Annotated in this window: 20 protein-coding genes; 10 read left to right on the top strand and 10 right to left on the bottom strand. The window is 41.6% G+C overall.

Going from position 1 to position 18,899, the window contains the following annotated elements; genetic code table 11:
• Window positions 1-3: 3 nt before the first annotated feature.
• On the top strand, window positions 4-594 hold the full coding sequence (locus J8Z28_RS10980) for an ABC transporter ATP-binding protein (RefSeq protein WP_250659417.1): 591 nt from the start codon (window positions 4-6) through the stop codon (window positions 592-594).
• The gene (locus J8Z28_RS10975; RefSeq protein WP_284693429.1) at window positions 591-1,685 is read left to right on the top strand and encodes a DUF6136 family protein; all 1,095 of its coding nucleotides are present in this window, start codon (window positions 591-593) and stop codon (window positions 1,683-1,685) included. Before J8Z28_RS10980 ends, J8Z28_RS10975 begins: the two co-directional genes overlap by 4 nt.
• Here J8Z28_RS10975 and fadE read toward each other — a convergent pair.
• Window positions 1,682-4,138 (bottom strand): acyl-CoA dehydrogenase FadE, encoded by a 2,457-nt coding sequence (fadE, locus tag J8Z28_RS10970; protein WP_054551597.1) that lies wholly within the window; start codon window positions 4,136-4,138, stop codon window positions 1,682-1,684. The genes J8Z28_RS10975 and fadE overlap by 4 nt on opposite strands.
• Before the next feature lie 336 nt (window positions 4,139-4,474).
• Here fadE and J8Z28_RS10965 point away from each other — a divergent pair, with 336 nt between their 5' ends.
• Window positions 4,475-5,239 (top strand): class II glutamine amidotransferase, encoded by a 765-nt coding sequence (locus tag J8Z28_RS10965; RefSeq protein WP_138599717.1) that lies wholly within the window; start codon window positions 4,475-4,477, stop codon window positions 5,237-5,239.
• 15 nt (window positions 5,240-5,254) lie between these two features.
• On the opposite strand, the gene J8Z28_RS10960 is transcribed toward J8Z28_RS10965, so the two are convergent.
• The 5 genes from J8Z28_RS10960 to cmoA all read right to left on the bottom strand — a co-directional run bounded on the left by J8Z28_RS10960 (window position 5,255) and on the right by cmoA (window position 9,627).
• A complete protein-coding gene (locus J8Z28_RS10960) occupies window positions 5,255-6,061 on the bottom strand; it encodes a DUF3108 domain-containing protein (protein WP_082401575.1) in 807 nt (268 codons plus the stop codon).
• Window positions 6,006-6,653 carry a phosphoribosylglycinamide formyltransferase gene (gene purN / locus J8Z28_RS10955; protein WP_054551594.1) on the bottom strand — a complete coding sequence of 216 codons (648 nt, stop codon included), beginning with the start codon at window positions 6,651-6,653 and terminating at the stop codon, window positions 6,006-6,008. The genes J8Z28_RS10960 and purN overlap by 56 nt, the downstream gene beginning before the upstream one ends.
• On the bottom strand, window positions 6,653-7,705 hold the full coding sequence (purM, locus tag J8Z28_RS10950) for a phosphoribosylformylglycinamidine cyclo-ligase (RefSeq protein WP_054551593.1): 1,053 nt from the start codon (window positions 7,703-7,705) through the stop codon (window positions 6,653-6,655). The genes purN and purM overlap by 1 nt, the downstream gene beginning before the upstream one ends.
• Window positions 7,706-7,905: 200 nt before the next feature.
• A complete protein-coding gene (gene cmoB, locus J8Z28_RS10945; protein WP_054551592.1) occupies window positions 7,906-8,874 on the bottom strand; it encodes a tRNA 5-methoxyuridine(34)/uridine 5-oxyacetic acid(34) synthase CmoB in 969 nt (322 codons plus the stop codon).
• Between the two features lie 27 nt (window positions 8,875-8,901).
• Entirely contained in the window at window positions 8,902-9,627 is a 726-nt protein-coding gene (gene cmoA, locus J8Z28_RS10940) for a carboxy-S-adenosyl-L-methionine synthase CmoA (RefSeq protein ID WP_054551943.1), read from the bottom strand.
• A 118-nt stretch (window positions 9,628-9,745) separates the two neighbouring features.
• On the opposite strand from cmoA, the gene J8Z28_RS10935 reads away from it, so the two are divergent.
• Window positions 9,746-10,426: a DUF3334 family protein gene (locus tag J8Z28_RS10935; protein ID WP_054561772.1), complete on the top strand. Its 681-nt coding sequence runs from the start codon at window positions 9,746-9,748 to the stop codon at window positions 10,424-10,426.
• 53 nt (window positions 10,427-10,479) lie between these two features.
• Here J8Z28_RS10935 and J8Z28_RS10930 read toward each other — a convergent pair whose 3' ends face one another.
• Entirely contained in the window at window positions 10,480-10,974 is a 495-nt protein-coding gene (locus tag J8Z28_RS10930) for a hypothetical protein (RefSeq protein WP_250659416.1), read from the bottom strand.
• A 153-nt stretch (window positions 10,975-11,127) separates the two neighbouring features.
• On the opposite strand from J8Z28_RS10930, the gene J8Z28_RS10925 reads away from it, so the two are divergent.
• Window positions 11,128-12,144, top strand: a complete 1,017-nt coding sequence (locus J8Z28_RS10925; RefSeq protein ID WP_055021526.1) for a DUF5924 family protein — start codon at window positions 11,128-11,130, stop codon at window positions 12,142-12,144.
• 141 nt (window positions 12,145-12,285) lie between these two features.
• Here the strand turns inward: J8Z28_RS10925 and J8Z28_RS10920 are convergent, their stop codons facing one another.
• A complete protein-coding gene (locus tag J8Z28_RS10920) occupies window positions 12,286-12,780 on the bottom strand; it encodes a M48 metallopeptidase family protein (RefSeq protein ID WP_250659415.1) in 495 nt (164 codons plus the stop codon).
• Window positions 12,781-12,802: 22 nt separating this feature from the next.
• Complete coding sequence (locus J8Z28_RS10915; RefSeq protein WP_054561767.1) at window positions 12,803-13,651, bottom strand: DUF72 domain-containing protein; 849 nt, start codon at window positions 13,649-13,651, stop codon at window positions 12,803-12,805.
• A gap of 227 nt (window positions 13,652-13,878) precedes the next feature.
• On the opposite strand from J8Z28_RS10915, the gene aspS reads away from it, so the two are divergent.
• The 5 genes from aspS to J8Z28_RS10890 all read left to right on the top strand — a co-directional run bounded on the left by aspS (window position 13,879) and on the right by J8Z28_RS10890 (window position 17,892).
• Complete coding sequence (aspS, locus tag J8Z28_RS10910) at window positions 13,879-15,648, top strand: aspartate--tRNA ligase (RefSeq protein WP_054561766.1); 1,770 nt, start codon at window positions 13,879-13,881, stop codon at window positions 15,646-15,648.
• Between the two features lie 109 nt (window positions 15,649-15,757).
• Entirely contained in the window at window positions 15,758-15,964 is a 207-nt protein-coding gene (locus J8Z28_RS10905) for a hypothetical protein (protein WP_250659414.1), read from the top strand.
• Window positions 15,961-16,551, top strand: a complete 591-nt coding sequence (locus J8Z28_RS10900; RefSeq protein ID WP_235575466.1) for a pentapeptide repeat-containing protein — start codon at window positions 15,961-15,963, stop codon at window positions 16,549-16,551. The genes J8Z28_RS10905 and J8Z28_RS10900 overlap by 4 nt, the downstream gene beginning before the upstream one ends.
• A 31-nt stretch (window positions 16,552-16,582) precedes the next feature.
• On the top strand, window positions 16,583-17,167 hold the full coding sequence (locus J8Z28_RS10895; protein ID WP_250659413.1) for a GNAT family N-acetyltransferase: 585 nt from the start codon (window positions 16,583-16,585) through the stop codon (window positions 17,165-17,167).
• Window positions 17,161-17,892, top strand: coding sequence for an alpha/beta fold hydrolase (locus J8Z28_RS10890; protein WP_250659412.1), 732 nt, complete (start codon window positions 17,161-17,163; stop codon window positions 17,890-17,892). Before J8Z28_RS10895 ends, J8Z28_RS10890 begins: the two co-directional genes overlap by 7 nt.
• Before the next feature lie 7 nt (window positions 17,893-17,899).
• On the opposite strand, the gene J8Z28_RS10885 is transcribed toward J8Z28_RS10890, so the two are convergent.
• Window positions 17,900-18,787, bottom strand: a complete 888-nt coding sequence (locus J8Z28_RS10885) for an MBL fold metallo-hydrolase (RefSeq protein WP_250659411.1) — start codon at window positions 18,785-18,787, stop codon at window positions 17,900-17,902.
• Window positions 18,788-18,899: the final 112 nt, after the last annotated feature.

The raw sequence follows: 18,899 nt of genomic DNA, 5'->3' as shown, positions 1-18,899 counted from the left end.
AACATGATTGAAATTAATAACCTCAATAAGCGCTTTGCTTCAGCCTACGTTTTTAAAAACTACAGTAAGCTATTACAAAGTAAACGAGTTTGTTTACAGGCAGCGAATGGCAAAGGAAAAACAACATTACTGATGATGCTAGCAGGCCTTGAAAAGCCACAATCAGGGCAGGTTCTATATAATAATGAAGCATTAAAATCGCCGCAAAGTGATGTTTCAATTGCTAGCGATCGTATTGCTCTGCCAGATTTTTTAACTGCGCGGCAAATTATTGAACTTAGTTGCAAGGCGTTAAAGAAGGATATGCCAGAGCAACTCATTACTGGATTTAACTTTACAGAGCACCTTAATACTCGTTTTAGTGCTTTGTCGAGTGGCAATCAAAAGAAGTGCCAGCTTATAACTGCTTTTTTAAAGCAAGCTCCATTTTTGCTATTAGATGAACCAAGTGCTGCGCTTGATCAAATAAGTATAAAATTTTTGCTGACCTTACTTGATGGCTACTTTGATGATAAACCTAATGGGCAAATCATCATTACAAGCCACGAACCTGAGGTGTTTGTACAGCATGGTTTTGAGTGTGCATCACTATGATAAATTCCCTTGCTAGTTACTTTTCATTCCTTTCTTTTCGATACCTAGCATACACGACCATTCTCAAAAGCATGCTATCTCAGTTAAAGAGTTTTAGCTTGCTGCTCGCGCTGGTTCTGGGCCCAGCTTTCCTTGGAATGGTTTTATTGTTGTTTTTAGGGCTTGGAAAAATAGTCGATAGCCATGCAGCACCTGCTTACGGTGCAAAATTAGCAGTGGTTTATCTTTTACTTGAATCGGTGATGTTATGGGCCATGGCGCCAGCCATTAAAAATGAGCAAAATAGGGCGTTTCAGCGAAGCCTTTATAAATCCTCCTGGCGAGTATGTGTTGACTGCAAGTTACTACTTTTAAGTAATGTTTGGCTTATTGCCAGTTCATTAATCGCAATAGATCTATCGTTAAAGCAGTGGCTACAAGTACCTCATTTTATGCTGTTTATGTTGTTGCAGTGGCTATGTGGAGTATTTGTTCTTTATAGGCCACGTGCACTTTTTTATAGTTTATTGCTCAGTTCTGTATTGGTATTACAGCCTGTTAGTTTATCTCCGCTGCAATACTATCTAAGTTTTGTTGCTATTTTCGGCTGTTCGATTTTACTCCCACCTGTAAGAATAAGTCATAAGTTAAAAGTACACTCGCTTGCTTTATTCTGGCTTAGTTACTTTATACAGCACAGTTGGAGCTTAATATGGCGTGGGGCAATACTGGTTGCATGTTTGTTTGCTTTATCACAACTAATTGCAGTTCGTAATGACTTTAGTGACTTGATACAAGCTGTGGTTTTTTCAGTATGTGTGTTGCTAACAAGTTCGCTGCAGTTCGATTGCTTGGCTGTTTTTAAAAAATATCGGCTGTTCTTTCAAATCAATAACCAAGATAAGCCGTTTTATATAAGCCAGTTTTTACCGAGCCTTATATTTTTTGCTGTGGCTTTAATTGTCGTTATAAGCATGCTTGGCATTAACTTGATTTACATCCCCATTGGGGCAGTGTGGTGTGTATTGCAGCAATATTTAGCGCAAAAAAAACCAGCGCAATTTGCGCTGGTTTGGTTTTTCATAACAATTGGAATTGTTTTGCTAGCTTAAGCGGCGTCTGCTTTTTTATCGCTCTCGCCGCGGGCAACATTACCTGCAACTAAGTCTGCTGGGTCAAAGTCGTCAACGTTAATAACGTCAAGACGGGCTTTTTCAACAGCAGCTAGTTTGTCGGCTTCAGCTTGGCTTAAAATGCCTGCTTCTAGGCCCATTTGCGCTACTTTATCAAGCTGGAAGAAAGGCAGTTTTACGCCTTTTTCACGGCATACCTTGTCAAACAGAGGCTCAACTTCAAGAATATCTTTAAGCGTTTGCTCTTGACGGCCAACAAGGTTAAGTGGCTCGTTTTTAAGGTAAATGTAGTTAGCTAAACGGTTACGAGTTTCGCTCGGTACTTGTAATAAGTGTGCAAGTTTGTGCTCAAGCTTATCAGTAGGCTTACGAACTGGACGACCGAATGGGAATAACATGATTTTTAGCATTGCACGTAGTGGTGCAGATGGCATGTTATTGATTAAGTCAGCGAGTGCACGTTGGCAGTGGTAAAGGTGATCTTGGCAGCTCCATTGAACAAGCGCAAAATCTTCTTTTTTACGGCCTTCGTCGTTGTAACGTTTAAGTGTTGCAGATACAAGGTATAAGTAGCTTAGTAAGTCACCTAAACGTGCAGAGATACGCTCTTTACGTTTTAATGAACCACCAAATACCGCCATGCTGATATCTGACATTAATGCTAATGATGCACTGAAACGTGACGCAACACGATAAAACTCAGCGGTTTCGTCTTTGTATGGTGTACTTGTGAAGCGAGCATTTGTTAATGCTAACCACTTAGTACGTACAAGGTTCGAAATAGTAAAGCCAACGTGACCCATTAATGCTTTATCGAATACTGCCAGCGCTTCTTCACGGTCTTCAATAGCACAAGCACCTAGCTCAGTTAACACGAATGGATGACAACGAATTGCACCTTGACCATAAATGATCATGTTACGTGTTAAGATATTTGCACCTTCAACGGTAATTGCAATTGGCGCACCTTGGTAACCGCGACCTAAGTAGTTGTTTGGACCAAGCATGATGCCTTTACCACCATGAACATCCATGCCGTGAATAGTCGCTTCACGCATTTGCTCAGTTAAGTGGTATTTGATAATCGCAGAGACAACCGATGGTTTTTCACCAAGGTCAACAGCCCCTGTAGACATGCTAACAGCAGCATCAGAGCTATATGCGTAACCTGCAAGTTTTGCCATTGATTCTTCAACACCTTCCATTTGACCAATTGGTAAACGGAATTGACGACGAATACGGCTGTAAGAGCCTGTTGCAAGCGCAATTGTTTTAATGCCACCTGTTGAGTTAGACGGCAATGTGATTGCACGACCAACAGATAAACATTCAACAAGCATACGCCAGCCTTGGCCGGCCATTTTCGGGCCACCAATGATGTAATCAAGTGGTACGAAGATGTCTTTACCGCGAGTAGGACCATTTTGGAATGGAACATTTAGCGGGAAGTGACGACGGCCAATTTCGACCCCTGGAGTATCTGTAGGGATCAGCGCACAGGTAATACCTGGTTCTTTGTCATCACCTAGTAAACCGTCTGGATCTTGTAGTTTAAATGCAAGACCAAGTACAGTCGCAACAGGAGCAAGAGTAATGTAACGCTTGTTCCATGTTAGGCTAATACCAACAACTTCTTCGCCGTTCCATTGACCTTTACAAACAACACCGTAATCAGGAATTGCACTTGCGTCAGAACCAGCTTCTGGTGATGTTAAAGCAAAACATGGGATCTCTTGACCACTTGCTAAACGTGGTAAGTAATGATCTTTTTGCTCTTTAGTACCATAGTGCTGAAGTAATTCGCCCGGACCTAATGAGTTAGGTACACCTACGATAGAAGAAAGTAGCGTCGATTTACTGGTTAACTTTTGCAGTACACATGATTGTGCATAAGCAGAAAACTCTAAACCGCCGAATTCTTTTTTGATGATCATGGCAAAGAATTTATTATCTTTTAGATATTGCCAAACATCTTGCGGTAAATCAGTTAGTTCGTGAGTTGCGTGCCAGTCATCTAGCATACTACACACTTCTTCAACTGGACCATCAATAAACGCTTGCTCTTCGATAGTCAGTTTAGGTGCTGGGTATTGGTGCAATTTGTTCCAGTCAGGACGGCCACAAAACAGATCCGCTTCCCACCACGTAGTACCGGCATCGATTGCTGATTTTTCAGTATCCGACATAGTCGGGGTTACTTTTTTGAAAGCAGCGAAGATAGGTTTAATGATGTATTGTTGACGAACGCCAGTCACAGAAAGTGGCACAGCGATAAGTAAGAATAGTAGCCAACTAATTGCGCCAAACGCGCCAGCAAATGTGCCAACAAGTAAAGTCGCAACGGCAATACCTAAGCAGGTATTCCAGCTTGCTCTGTGGTAACTCGCGATACTAAGCAGCACGAGTAAACCAAGTAAAAATATGAGAGTCATTGATTATTCCTTAATAGAGGTCAGACCACCTCTTTTAGAGTAGCGCTAGAAAAGCGAATTATCAAGAGGGGAACAAGGATTAAAACGGCTTGTTTGGTGAGTTTTATTATTTTAAAAATGGCTATCAGTGCAAAAACATTTACAGCAGATGAGGAATTGTTGAGTAATTACTTATAATCAGCGCCGTTATACTTGCGATTAGTTGTGAATTGCTCAGATAGTTCTGAAAATCTCAGCATAGCAGTTGCCATCTTTAGCGCTATGATTAACAATGAGCGCAGGCAGGGATCAGCCCATCATGCCTTCCTTCGATTAGTTTTATAGGTTAAGAGTTCTATGTGTGAGTTGCTTGGCATGTCGGCCAATGTACCAACGGATATTTGTTTCAGTTTTTCAGGATTATTAGAGCGCGGTGGTAATACTGGCCCACATAAAGATGGCTGGGGCATCACTTTTTATGAAGGTAAAGGCTGTCGTACATTTAAAGATCCTGAGCCAAGCTGCCAGTCAGAAATTGCCAAACTCGTAAAAGCTTACCCAATAAAAAGTATTTCGGTGATAAGCCATATTCGCCAAGGTAATCGTGGTCGTGTATGTCTTGAAAACACCCACCCATTTACTCGTGAGTTATGGGGACGCGAGATTACGTATGCCCACAATGGGCAATTATCAAATTATCATGATTTAAAACCAGACTATTACAGGCCTGTCGGTAATACCGACAGTGAACTAGCGTTTTGCTGGCTGCTCGATAAAATTCGCGAAAAATACCCTAAGCGCCCATCAAATATGGCGTCTGTATTTCGTTATGCTGCCAAGCTTGCCCACACACTGCGTGAAAAAGGCGTATTTAATATGCTGCTTACTGATGGTGTTTATGTTTTAGCTTATTGCACCAATAATCTACATTGGATCACACGCCGTGCGCCGTTTGGCAAAGCGACATTAATTGATGCTGATATGGTGGTTGATTTTCAAAAAGAAACCACACCTAACGATGTGGTTACTGTGATTGCAACAAGGCCACTCACCAATGATGAACGCTGGCAGAAAATGGAGCCCGGTGAGTTTGCACTTTTTAAAATGGGCGAAAAGATTTAAATAAAAGATGAAGCGCTACTCAGGCGCTTCATTACTCACTTCATTATTTGTTACGGCGACTGGCGTGGTCACGGTAAATGAATTAAGTTGCACTTCAAATTGCTCTACGCCTTTTTCACCTTTCCACATACGAACTAGCATGTAGTCCATTTCTGGGGCAAACCAAGCGAGTGCTTGACGCTTGTCGTTATCGTATAAACGTTTTACTTTAATCGCTTCTACATTGCCGATGGGCAATGAAATCATTTCTGTGCCGACAACTTCAAAGTTGTAGTTACGTAAATTGCCTTTTTTATCAACAAGTGGATAAGATAATTGCGTTTTTCCTTGTTTTAGCTCTTCGCGAACTTGCACTTGATAAGACAGTGAATCTTGAAATTCATCTGACCAATCAATTTTAAGAGGATATTTACTTTGGCTGCTTTGAACTTGTTTTTGCGTCGCATCAAATTTCAAGCTGTATTCTTTATCAGGCCCTGTGCCTGAGCGCTCCATGGTGTAACTCATTGGAGAAACTTTCTGATCATGATAAGTAAACATGGATGTTTCTTTTCGTGAGTCCGAAAAAATCATCCATTCGATTTCACTGTGATAGGTGATCACGTAGTTACCGTCAGCGGCTTTTTTCAGCTCGCGTACTGCTTTACCATGGGTTTCGCCTTTACGAAGTACATCATATTTGGCTTGGTATTGAGTGAGGTCGCCAGCTAAAACACTGGTAGGAAGTAATAAAGTGCCCACACAAGCGAGTAGGGCACTTAGATTTTTATTCTGGGTAGTGCGCGCCGTGTGCAGGAAGTTTCTTTTCGTCAAAAACTGCATAATCTGCTTCCATCTTGAGTCGTTGTTCACTGAACCACTTGACCACCAATGGATAGATTATATGTTCTTGCTGATGAACACGTTGTGCGAGTGTCTCTGCGGTATCGTTTTCGAGTACCGGAACTTTGGCTTGAAGAACAACGGGACCGCCGTCTAGCTCTTCTGTGACAAAGTGAACACTAACACCATGAACGTCATCTTTTGCATCTATCGCTCGTTGGTGGGTATTCAGCCCTTGGTACTTAGGCAACAAAGAAGGGTGAATGTTCAACATTTTTCCCTTAAACTTTTGCACTAAGCTAGGTGTAAGAATACGCATAAAACCAGCTAATACAACTAGATTTGGTTCAAAATTGTCAATAATGTCCATTAACTCAGCATCATAGGCCTCGCGCGAATCAAAATCTTTATGGCTTAGTACACGTGTTTGTATACCTGCATTTTTTGCTCGCTCAAGGCCATAGGCGTCGGCTTTATTACTAATTACAGCGGCGATTTCGGCCTTTATCTCACCACGCGCACACGCGTCAATGATGGCTTGAAGGTTAGAACCGCTACCAGAAATTAATACAACAAGACGACAAGGGGTCATTAGTCACGACCACCTAAAATTTCTACTTGCTCTTCACCTGCTTTCGCATCTTGGATCTCACCGATATGCCATGCATTTTCGCCAAGATCTTTAAGAATTGTTAAGCTTTGCTCAAGTTTGTCAGCTGGAACAACTAAAACCATGCCTACACCACAGTTAAATGTACGGTACATTTCGTGTGTTGTGATGTTGCCGTTTTCTTGTAACCAGTTGAAAACAACAGGCCATTCCCAGCTATCACCTTTGATTACTGCTTTTGCAGATTCAGGAAGTACGCGCGGGATGTTTTCCCAGAAACCACCACCCGTGATGTGAGATAACGCGTGAACGTCAACCTGCTTGAATAGCTCAAGTAGTTGTTTAACGTAGATACGAGTTGGCTCTAAAAGGTGATCGCCTAGTGTTTTGCCTTCAAGCTCTGCGCTTGTGTCTGCACCAGATACTTCAAGAACTTTACGAATTAATGAGAAGCCGTTTGAGTGAGGACCACTTGATGCAAGAGCGATTAATTGGTCGCCTGCAGCAACTTTAGTACCGTCGATAATTTTTGATTTTTCTACAACACCAGTACAGAAACCAGCCATGTCGTAGTCTTCGCCGTCGTACATACCTGGCATTTCAGCAGTTTCACCACCGATTAAAGCGCAGCCAGAAAGCTCACAGCCTTTACCAATACCTGTTACAACATCAGCCGCAGTATCTACGTCTAATTTACCAGTTGCATAGTAATCAAGGAAAAATAGTGGCTCTGCACCTTGTACAATAAGGTCGTTTACACACATAGCAACAAGGTCGATACCCACTGTGTCGTGCTTTTTAAGATCGATTGCTAAACGTAATTTTGTACCAACACCGTCTGTGCCAGCAACCAGTACAGGCTCTTTATAGCCAGTTGGTAGTTCGCAAAGTGCGCCAAAACCACCGATACCGCCCATTACTTCAGGACGTCTGGTTTTTTTAACTACGCCTTTAATACGCTCAACAAGTGCATTACCGGCATCGATATCTACGCCCGCGTCTTTATAGCTAAGAGACTGTTTTTGTTCGCTCACAGGTTTTCCTCAAAAAAGTTGCATGTGGGTTGCTTAGAAACGCGCGTATTTTACAACAATTGCACTGGCGCGGCTAGTTGAAAAATTACTTTAACCGACTTGACAAGGACAGTTGTCCGGTTTTTTGTTTTCAAGTACCAAGGCAAAAGTATCAGGCAAATGAACTTTTAACCTTGAAACTCGAAACTTCTCACTATTTGTTAAGCTTTCGCGGTTAAAATAGCGCGAAGAGGGGCAGGGTAACCTTCAATGGTTTTGCTGGTGTCATTTGGGTCTAAAAAGTCGACTAATGATTCGTTTTCCATCCACTGGGTTTTACGTTGTTCTTCAAGCGTTGTGATTGCGCAGTCTTTAACTTGTACATCTTTAAAGCCAACGCGCTCCATCCATAGTTTTAATGCCGCGGTGCTTGGGATAAACCATACATTACGCATTTTCGCATAGCGGTCAGTTGGCACTAAAACTGTGTGCTCATCACCTTCAACAACCAGTGTTTCAAGGACTAACTCACCACCAGGGCGAAGCTGTGCTTTTAATTGCGCTAAAAAGTCGATAGGTGAACGACGATGATATAAAACACCCATTGAAAATACCGTATCGAATGCTTTTAGCTCTGGCAGAGCTTCAACACCTAACGGCAATAAATGCACGTTTTCATCTTGGTGATAATGCTTTATCGCTTGGAATTGGCATAAGAATAAATCAGATGGATCAATGCCCACTACAAAATTAGCGCCTTCACCGCGCATGCGCCACAAGTGATAACCTGAGCCACAGCCAATATCAAGCACAGTGCGGCCTTTTAACGGTTCTATATGAGGCAGTAAACGATCCCATTTCCAATCACTGCGCCACTCAGTATCAATTTCGATACCGTGTAAGCTAAATGGCCCTTTACGCCATGGCATCATGCGCTTTAATAAATGCGTTAACTGTTTTTGCTGACCTTCAGATAGCTCATCACCGGTGCCAATTTGTACTTTATCCTGAAGATTCACATGGTTTGTGCTTACCTCAGGTAAGTTTTTCAGCACTTTTTGCCATTTCGGTAAATCACCGTGGCTGGCTTCTAGTTCCCAGTGTTTTAATTGACCAGGCAAAGTTTCGAGCCAGTGGCTAAGCGGGCTTTGTGCAATCGCAGCGTAAAATTGGTTAAACCATTGAGACATGAAATACTCTTTATATCGTTGTGATGATTACTTGATTGCAATCATCGAGCAGAAGTTAAAACATTGATACCACACTTGCGTTTGGCTAAAACCAATTTCACTTAATCGGTTTAAGTGGGTAGATAAATGATCGGGGCGCATGACATTTTCGATAGCCGTACGCTTTTGGCTGATCTCAAGCTCCGAATAGCCGTTGTGACGTTTAAAATCATGGTGTAAATCAATGAGCAAATTATCGCATTGCTCATTTTCACCTCTAATTTTTTCGCTCAGCAGCAAAACACCGCCTGGTTTTAAATTTGCATAAATCTTTTCAAGCACCGCTTGGCGCTTTTCAGGTGGAATAAACTGTAGTGTAAAGTTCATCGCGACCACAGAGGCATTCTCGATAGCTAAATCGTTGATATCACCCAGTGTAACCGTGACCGGCACATCAGAGCGAAAACCTTGTAAATGTAATTTACAGCGCTCAACCATCGCTTCTGAATTATCAACAGCAATGATATTACAGTTATCAGTGCGAATATTGCGGCGCATACTTAACGTTACAGCACCAAGAGAACAGCCTAAGTCGTATAGGTTTGAATTGCTTTGCGCGTACTCGCCAGCCAGCTTACCCATGGTGCTAACAATAGTTGCATAACCAGGCACCGAGCGCTGGATCATATCAGGGAAAACTTCTACTACATGTTGGTCAAAGCTAAAGTCTTTAACCGCTTGCTCAGTGGCATAAATACTGTCTTTTTGCGTCACGTGAACAGTCTCTTTAAAAAATAATACCGCTATTTTAGCATTTTTAACTGGATAGTCAGTGATAAATTCAGTAGCTTGGCTAGAATTATCAATAACAAGTACAAAAAAGAGAAGTTTAATGACAAAAAGCAAAGTGATCAGTACAGAAGATATCTTATCAACTCTGTGTCATTCAGTGACTGGAGTTCTGTCTTCAGCAAGCGGTAACAGTATTAGTTATTCTGCTATGGTTCAAAAAATCACCCGCACCTGTATGCGCCCAGATATTGGCTGTTTTGTATTGTTCGATGGTGGCTTTACCGGTCTTGTGGTAACAAACTTCACAGCGCAAGCAGCTATGGAAATTTACCATGACTATATGCGTAACATGGGTATGCCTGAGGACGAAATTGCACAAAGCCATTTATCAGATGATGTGGCAAACGTACTCGGCGAGCTGATGAACCAAATCGTTGGTGACTTTACGTCAAAAGTACGCGACCAGTTGCATACTTCTATCACGCAAAACCAACCTAAGATGATGGCGATTAATAAACAGGTGCAAATCTCTGTTGATACCACCATGGATAGACCACAAGCGCGCCGTGTGACCTTCACTACAGCGAAGCAAAATATCTTCTATCTAGAATTAGCCATGGATAAAACTGAGTTTATCAAACTACATGATTTTGATATTTCAGAAGCCGTTGACCCGGATGACATCATCGAAAACGAAGCTAAACAAAAAGCTGAAAAGCAAAAAGCATCATCACAAGCAGACGATGCAGATGATGATTTTATGGCAGAGCTTGGTTTGTAACCTAACGACTTGAGCTATCAGCTATCAGCCGTCAGATAAAATAGAGGCGCGGGTCAGACCGCGCTTTTTTGTTTTTTAGAGCAATTGATAATATCTTTGTCAGGGATCCCAATTAATTTAATAGTTTCATCGTCTATTTTTTTGATTTTCGTTTTAACTGTCACTGAAGGCCCTCGAGTAAAGCTTTTCACAGATTCTGGGGAAAAGATATTTAGCTCATCTTTGATTAAATTTGTTTTATGGGTTTTAGAATCAAAGCTGATCATTATATCACCCTCGAAATCCATTTTTTCTGTGGATTCAACAGAGATAACAGAAGCCAAATCAGGGTTTTGTTTGAAATAAAATTTAAAAAAGCTTTTTGAATATGAGTTTAAATCTTTAATTGAAGTAGTTATGTGGCTATCAACTTCTAGTATTGCATCGTTTGGTAATACTGATTTCATTTTGCAAAACCATTCACCATTTAAAAAACTATAATCTTCAAATGCATTCGCAGTTGTACACTTAGAAATTAATAAAAGTATTATCAAGACTTTATACGCCATTCCATTTGTTCCTTTTAGAAAAATACTCGATGCTCGTTTGGCTTCATCAAAATACCTTACAGTTTAAAGCTTTGAACTTAAAGCTCGTTTTAAAGCCTACATTCATCCAATTTATGCTTTACTCATAAAGCCTTAAATGGATTTGATGATTACATGAATTACTTAAAAAACTTTATAACTAAATTTGTTTTCATGATGCAGAAGCGGCCGGGGTTGATGGCGGTGTTGGCTTTTTGCAGTGGTGTAGCAAGCTATGTCTTTGTTGAGCGAAAAGAATCGTTTTCGCAACTTATCTCTATTTTGCTATTAGTCACTTGGTTGTGGTTGTTAATAGATAACTGGCTAAGAGATAAAGTAGAGGAGCGTTTTGGTGTGGCGGTGTCGCCTAACGTCATGCGCTTTGCGCTGCAAGTTGTGCAGCAAGAAAGTTTGTTTTTTGCCTTACCATTTTTCTTAGCAGTGACAACCTGGGACCATGGGCAGGCCGCGTTTACCGCTTTAATTATACTTTGTGCGTTCGTTTCTGTTGTTGACCCCCTCTATTACAAAAAGCTCGCAAGACACAGTGTCTGGTTTAGTGTGTTTCATAGCTTTTCTTTGTTTGTCGTGCTGTCGGTTACCTTGCCAATTTTATTAAAGTTAACGACCAGCCAAAGTTTTGAAATAGCGCTGATCACGGCTGTTATTTTAACGATTCCAAGTCTTGGTAATTTGATGCCCAATGCTAAATGGTGGCGTTTCCCGCTGTTGGTGTTATTGCTTTGTGCATTAGGTACCGGGCTTTGGCAATTACGTAGTTTTGTGCCACCTGCGGCACTGCGTTTAACCGATATGAGCATGTCGTATCAGCTTGATGAACAAGCTCGTAAACCGCTTTCGCCAATATCAGAACTCACTGAGCAGAGCTTACATGAAAAAGGTCTATATAGTTTTAGTGCGGTAAAAGCACCGCGAGGGTTAAATGAAAAAATCTTCCACGTTTGGGTGCATAATCGAAAAGAAGTTGACCGCATAGCCTTGGATATTTCTGGTGGTCGTAAAGAGGGCTATCGAGCGTGGAGCCATAAAACGAATTTCCCTGCTAATGCTGCAGGGAAATGGGTCGTTAAAGTGGTTACCGAGTCTGGGCAGCTGATAGGGCAAAGAAGGTTTGAGGTTTCAGAAGTTTAGCTATCAGCTTTCAGCCGTCAGTTTTTAGCTGATCGAGATGGGGGATAGTTATTAGAGTTTTTGAACAACAAGAGCTCAACATTCATTCCCCAGGTTTTATGTTTTTGATAGCTGATAGCTGATAGCTGATAGCTGATAGTTTTAATACGGATTTTTCCCTTCACCTACCAGCACACTGAATATTCTTAAATCTAGTTCTAGTTGATGATATTGCGGCTCCATGTGGCAGCATAGTTGATAGAAAGCTTTGTTGTGGTCTTTTTCTTTAAAATGAGCCAGCTCGTGTACGACGAGTGCTTTGAGAAGTGGCTCAGGTGCGCGAAGTAGGTCGCTATTAATGGCAAGGTCGTGTTTTCGGGCTTTACCTTGCATACGGAAAGTATGGGTGCCTAAGGCATTCGTGACCATATCGCCTTGTTTTTTGAATGCAGCACGACCAAAAGGCAGGGCATTTTTAAGGTAGCGCTTTTTCAGCTCAGTGGCGTAACTGTATAAAGCTTTATCGCTGGTAATGCTATGCGCATCAGGGTATTTGCCCTTTAGGTAGTTAGCAGCTCTGTCGCCATTAAATAGCTGTAACACTTGCTCAATGATGTGAGGCGGGTAACCTTGAAAATAACGGCTGTAATCTTTCATATTTTCTCTGATAAATCGGGCGCTAAAATAAACTGCTTTGGCTTGCTTCGCGTTCACCCATAAAAGGTGCGAGCACGGGGTGATTGTAACCTAAATCTTGGCAAAACTGTCTTGCTAAAAGTGGTGACTGGCGATTATCTGCGGTATGAAAAAACAAATAGGGTGATTTTCCTTCATCAAGCCATTGCTTTACTTTTTTCAGCCATGGCTGGTAATACGACTTGTATTCATGTTCAAGACTGGCAATCACAAAGCGCAGCATAGGCTGATTTCCTGTTGCAATGGCATGCACAGGTAAATAAGGTTTTTTCTTTTGCGCATCAATGAGTGCATCGGTATCGGCGGGTACAGCAAATAAAGCGCGGGTATCCATACTGATACGGTCTATATTATTTTCAATTAATAGCTGATTTAAACGAATTTCTGCATCATCTTTTTGAAAGAAACCGGGGTGACGTACTTCTATACCGTAACTAAGTTGTTTGGGTAGTTGTGCAATAAAATTAGCAAGCAGTGGCAGTGCATCTGGTCCAAAGGCACGGGGTAGCTGCAACATTATTTGCCCCGTTTTAGCAAAAATTGGCTCAAATAAGTTTAGCCACGCATTAAGCTCACTAGTTATATTCGTCAGTTGTAATTCGTGACTAAAACGCCGATGAAACTTAAAAGTAAATTTAAAGTCTTCGGGTACCGCATCATGCCAGCGCAATAATGACTCATGACTTGGATCAGCATAAAAACTGGTGTTGCCCTCGACTGAGTTAAAGCATTGCGCATATTCACTGAGCATGTCGGCGCTTTTACAGTGACTAGAGAGTAAATTTCCTTTCCATGCGGTGCTAGACCACTGCGGACAACCTAAATACAGCATTAAACCAACCAATAAATTTAAACTTTAGCTAGTGTATCAAAAGAAATGTTTGCTCAGAAGTCGGGGTATATATTTAGCCCCCGACAGGCACTGCTGGCACTCGCATTTTGCGATGGTTTGGGTATAATGCTCTGCCTTAAATGATTACTTTGTATAGTGGCTTTTGCTCTCAAAATAGCGAACTCTTAAGAGCAGGCGGCTATAAGTCTTTAACTGACAGGAATACTATGCGCTCTATATATTGCGGACAGCTAAACAAATCTCACGTAGATCAAGAAGTTGAACTATGTGGTTGGATCAACAAACGCCGTGACCTTGGTGGCCTTATCTTCGTCGATTTACGTGACAGAGAAGGTTTAGTACAAGTTGTTTTTGATCCTGAAGTAGAAGGATTAATGGATACTGCGAATAAACTACGTCAAGAGTTTTGTGTGCAGTTAAAAGGTGTTGTTCGCGCACGCCCTGATAGCCAAGTAAATAAAGACATGGCAACAGGTGAAGTTGAAATTTTAGGCACAAGCTTAACCATCATCAACCGTTCAGAGCCATTACCACTTGATTTTAATCAGCAAAACTCTGAAGAGCGCCGCTTAAAATACCGTTACCTAGATTTACGTCGTCTTGAAATGAGCGACCGTATCAAACTTCGTGCAAAAGCGAGCAGCTTTGTGCGTCGTTTCTTAGATGACAACGGTTTCTTAGATATCGAAACACCGGTACTAACAAAAGCAACGCCAGAAGGTGCGCGTGACTACTTAGTACCTAGCCGTGTTCACAAGGGGAGCTTCTACGCTTTACCTCAGTCACCACAGTTATTTAAACAATTATTAATGATGTCGGGCTTTGACCGTTACTATCAAATTGTTAAATGTTTCCGTGACGAAGATTTACGTGCTGACCGTCAGCCAGAATTCACACAAATCGATTTAGAGACGTCATTCATGAGCTCTGATGAAGTGCGTGCAATGACTGAGAAAATGATCCGTGAAATGTGGCAATCATTATTAGACGTTGATTTAGGCGACTTCCCAGTAATGCCATACAGCGAAGCAATGAGTTTATATGGTTCTGATAAACCAGACTTACGTAACCCAATGCAACTTGTAGACGTTGCTGATTTAGTAAAAGACGTTGAGTTTAAAGTATTCTCTGGTCCTGCTAATGACGAAAAAGGCCGTGTTGCTGTATTAACTGTACCAGGCGGTGCTGAGCTTTCTCGTAAACAAATCGACGATTACACTAAGTTCATTGGTATCTATGGCGCGAAAGGCCTAGCATGGATGAAAGTGAACGACCGTGCTGCGGGCGTTGAAGGTGTACAATCACCAATCGCTAAGTTCTTAAACGAAGAGGTGATCAACCAGTTACTTGAGCGTACTAACGCACAATCTGGCGACATCATTTTATTTGGTGCTGACAAGCGCAACGTTGTAAACGAAGCAATGGGTGCGCTACGTCTTAAGATTGGTGTTGATTTAGGCATTACTGATCTAGATAGCTGGAAACCATTATGGGTTGTTGACTTCCCTATGTTCGAAGAAGACGACGAAGGTACATTGCATGCGGTTCACCACCCATTCACTGCACCGAAAGGTATTTCTCCTGAAGAGCTTGAAGCAAACCCAGCTGGTGCACTATCAGATGCATACGACATGGTATTAAACGGCTACGAAGTTGGTGGTGGTTCGGTACGTATTCACAATGCAGAAATGCAAGAAACAGCATTCAGAATTTTAGGTATCGAAGCGCAAGAGCAACAAGACAAGTTTGGTTTCTTACTTGATGCACTTAAATACGGTACGCCACCGCATGCAGGTCTTGCGTTTGGTCTTGACCGCTTAGTTATGTTGTTATGCGGTACTGATAACATTCGTGACGTTATTGCTTTCCCTAAAACAACTCAAGCATCATGTTTATTAACAGATGCACCAAGCAAAGCAAATGCAGATGCATTAACTGAGCTTGCTATTGATGTTGTAGCGAAAGACGCTGAATAATTCATAATAACCTGAATTATAAGACTTAATGAATAATAACCCTAAGGTGTATGCCTTAGGGTTTTTTTGTGCTTAAATGAATATTTAGTATGTTCTTCAAGGAGAGAGAATGAATATCAGTGCAACTTTAATCGGGCAAATAATTGTTATTTTAATTCCTGTGTTTGCCGCTATCAGCTATTACTTAGGTAAGCGCAAAACCTCAACACCAATCGTAGTGGCCGCTATTGGTGACTTTTTAGCGCTAATTCCATTGTTTGGTCTTATTTTTATTGCAGTACTTGCGCTTAAACAAGATATTGAGACCACCGCGTGATCGCAAGCCATTCCCTTTATTTTGAACACACCTTTGAAGCAAACCTTGCAGGGCAAACATTTTCGCATTGCGAATTTGAGCAATGTGAATTTATCGACTGTGACTTTAGCAATAGTCAGTTTGAAAACTGTCGGTTCATAGAGTGCGAGTTTAAAAACTGTAATTTAGCTGCCCTTGGGCTTAGATACACCTCGCTTGAAGAGGTAAGCTTTAAACAGTGTAAATTAACCAGTGTGCGCTTTACTGATGTTGATTGGCCACTACTCGCCAGCCGTGCTCCAGTGAGTTTTGTTGGTTGTGAACTTAGCCACAGCAGCTTTTTTGAACTTAGTTTAAAAGCTTTAAAAATGCGTAGCTGTTTTGCCAAAGATGTTGATTTTAGACATGCAGATTTATCTTCAGCTGATTTTACTGATACGGACTTTCGTGACAGCTTGTTCCAACAAACCAACCTCAGTAAGGCTAACTTTATTGGTGCCAGCCACTTCGCCATTGATATAACAGCTAACAATATCAGTAAGGCCAAATTTGAACGTTATGCCGCTTTGGATTTATTAGCAGGGCTCGATATAGAGCTGGTGGATTAAATATTATTGCTACTTAAGGTTAAGAAAAGTTATGGATTTAAGTCCCATCACCTTAGAAGGTCAATTTGTTAAATTAGTGCCGTTAACGCTTGAGCACCGTGATGCTCTAGTTAGCGCCGCTTCAGATGGAAAGCTTTGGGAGCTTTGGTTTACCTCGGTGCCCAATGAAGAACGTGTTGACGATTATTTAAGTATGGCGTTTGAACAACAGTCACTTGGTCGCGCAATACCATTTGCTGTCATCGATAAACACACCGATGAGGTGATAGGCTCAACTCGCTTTTGTAATATCGACAGTAAAAACCGCCGTTTAGAAATTGGCTATACCTGGTATGCCAAGCATTTTCAGCGTACTGGGGTTAATACTGATTGTAAAAAACTGCTGCTGAGTTATGCATTTGAAACACTTAATGTGATTGCTGTTGAGTTTCGTACCCATTGGCATAATCAGGCTTCGCGCAATGCTATTGCTCGCTTAGGGGCGAAACAAGATGGGGTGCTTCGTAATCACCAAATTATGGCCGATGGATGCGTACGCGACACCGTGGTGTTTTCAATTATTGATGGTGAGTGGCCTATGGTTAAACGTAGCTTAGAATTCAAATTAGCATGTTAAATATTAAAAAGGCGGCGCTATTGCTCACTTTAACGCTTTGCGGGCAAACAGCCTTTGCAAATCAAACAGAGACACTGTTTGATACTGAGCGGGCACGCCATATTCCGGTGACCATTACAGCAGTCGATAGCAAATGCACGATAAAGAAGAAATGCCCCGTGGCGTTTATTGGGGCAGGCTATGGTATGGCACATACAGACTATCAATTTGCTCAGCAGGCCTTTCATCAGCATGGTTATTTAACGGTTGAAGTTGCTCATGAGTTAAAAGGTGATCCGAGTTTAAACCCTGAGCCACCATACATGACTACCCGTATGGAAAACTGGCACCGTGGTGTGCAAACCCTTGAGTTTTTAGCCGTAGAACTTGCAAAGCGTTACCCTGCGTATGACTTTAATCAGCTCACTTTATTTGGGCACTCAAATGGGGGAGATATTGCAGCATTATATGCCGCTATTTATCCCGCTAAGGTGTCTAAGCTGATCACCCTTGATCATCGCCGTATGCTGACCCCAAGGAACAAAAATATTGCTGTACTGACACTACGCGGTAGCGATTACCCGGCAGATGACAACGTATTGCTAACGACGCAAGAGCTCGCTGTATACCCAGTGACGCAAATTAAGCTTAAAGATTCGCGCCATAACGATATGTATGATGGTGGCCCAAAATCGCTTGTTGCACGTATGAGTGAAGAACTTAACGAGTTTTTATCTCGCTATTGATGCTCAGTTAAAACTGAGCATCAATGTCGCTGCGAAAATTAAAATAACCCATCTCGACAAGGTTGTTATACACACCCTCAATATTCAGTGGTAGCCATTGCTGGTACATTTTTAAATGGCTGTATTTAGGCAAGCTTATTTCTTTTTGTAAGGTCGCAAGGTTTTTACCTTTTAACATGCCATCGCGCACGGCAGTGTGTAAGTCTTGAATATAGTGTAAGTACGAGACAACATCATCGCGGTTGCCAGTATCTGCATGGCCACCTATAAATGCAGCAAACGCAGGTTCATTTAGCACCGCTTTGGTTGAATGCAGCATGCCGTTAATATCGTAACCAATCAGGTTTTTATATGGCATGCGGCCAAGCACAATCCAATCAACAACATAAAGTACGTTGGCAGGCATAAAGCGCATACTGACATTGCCTCGGCCATTATTAGGCCCATAATATTTCAGCTGCACGTAACTATCACCTAAATCGACTTTTAGTGTATCGGTAAATGTAAGATCAGGCAGGGCAGTAGGCACTTTATTTAATTTAAGGTCCTCAGCTGCAAATTGATGAGCAACGACCGTGGTGTTGTTATCGATTAGCTCATTACCGCCCATCGCATGGTCAACATGGCTATGGCTGTACAGCATAAATTTGATTTCGGCGTTAAAGGTTTTCTTGATATAGCTTTTTAAGTATTTTGCGGCATCGCTATTAATAGGATCAGTCACTAAGGCCTGGTTATCAACAATCATAAAAGCGCTGTGATAATGGCCAGCACTAAAGCGATATACGTTGTCTTTAATATTTTCGACTTTATAGTTTGCTTGTTCTGCACAGATGGCCTGATTGGTTACAAGTATCAGCGCACTGAAAAGTAAGATTTGCATATTTTTGAACATTAGCGATCCTTTTGCGTTGAAATGTGTCTAATTAACCATATCAAAGTTTAGGTAATAGTACATATTATACTACTTAAGGGGTTAGTTGATCTGTATCAAAGTTAAGGAGCTA

Origin of the sequence: Pseudoalteromonas sp. SCSIO 43088, assembly GCF_023650795.1 — a bacterium.
In the GTDB taxonomy this organism is placed as follows: domain Bacteria; phylum Pseudomonadota; class Gammaproteobacteria; order Enterobacterales; family Alteromonadaceae; genus Pseudoalteromonas; species Pseudoalteromonas shioyasakiensis.
The sequence above is the reverse complement of the archived record's forward strand: the minus strand, read 5'-3'. Positions and strand labels throughout refer to the sequence as shown.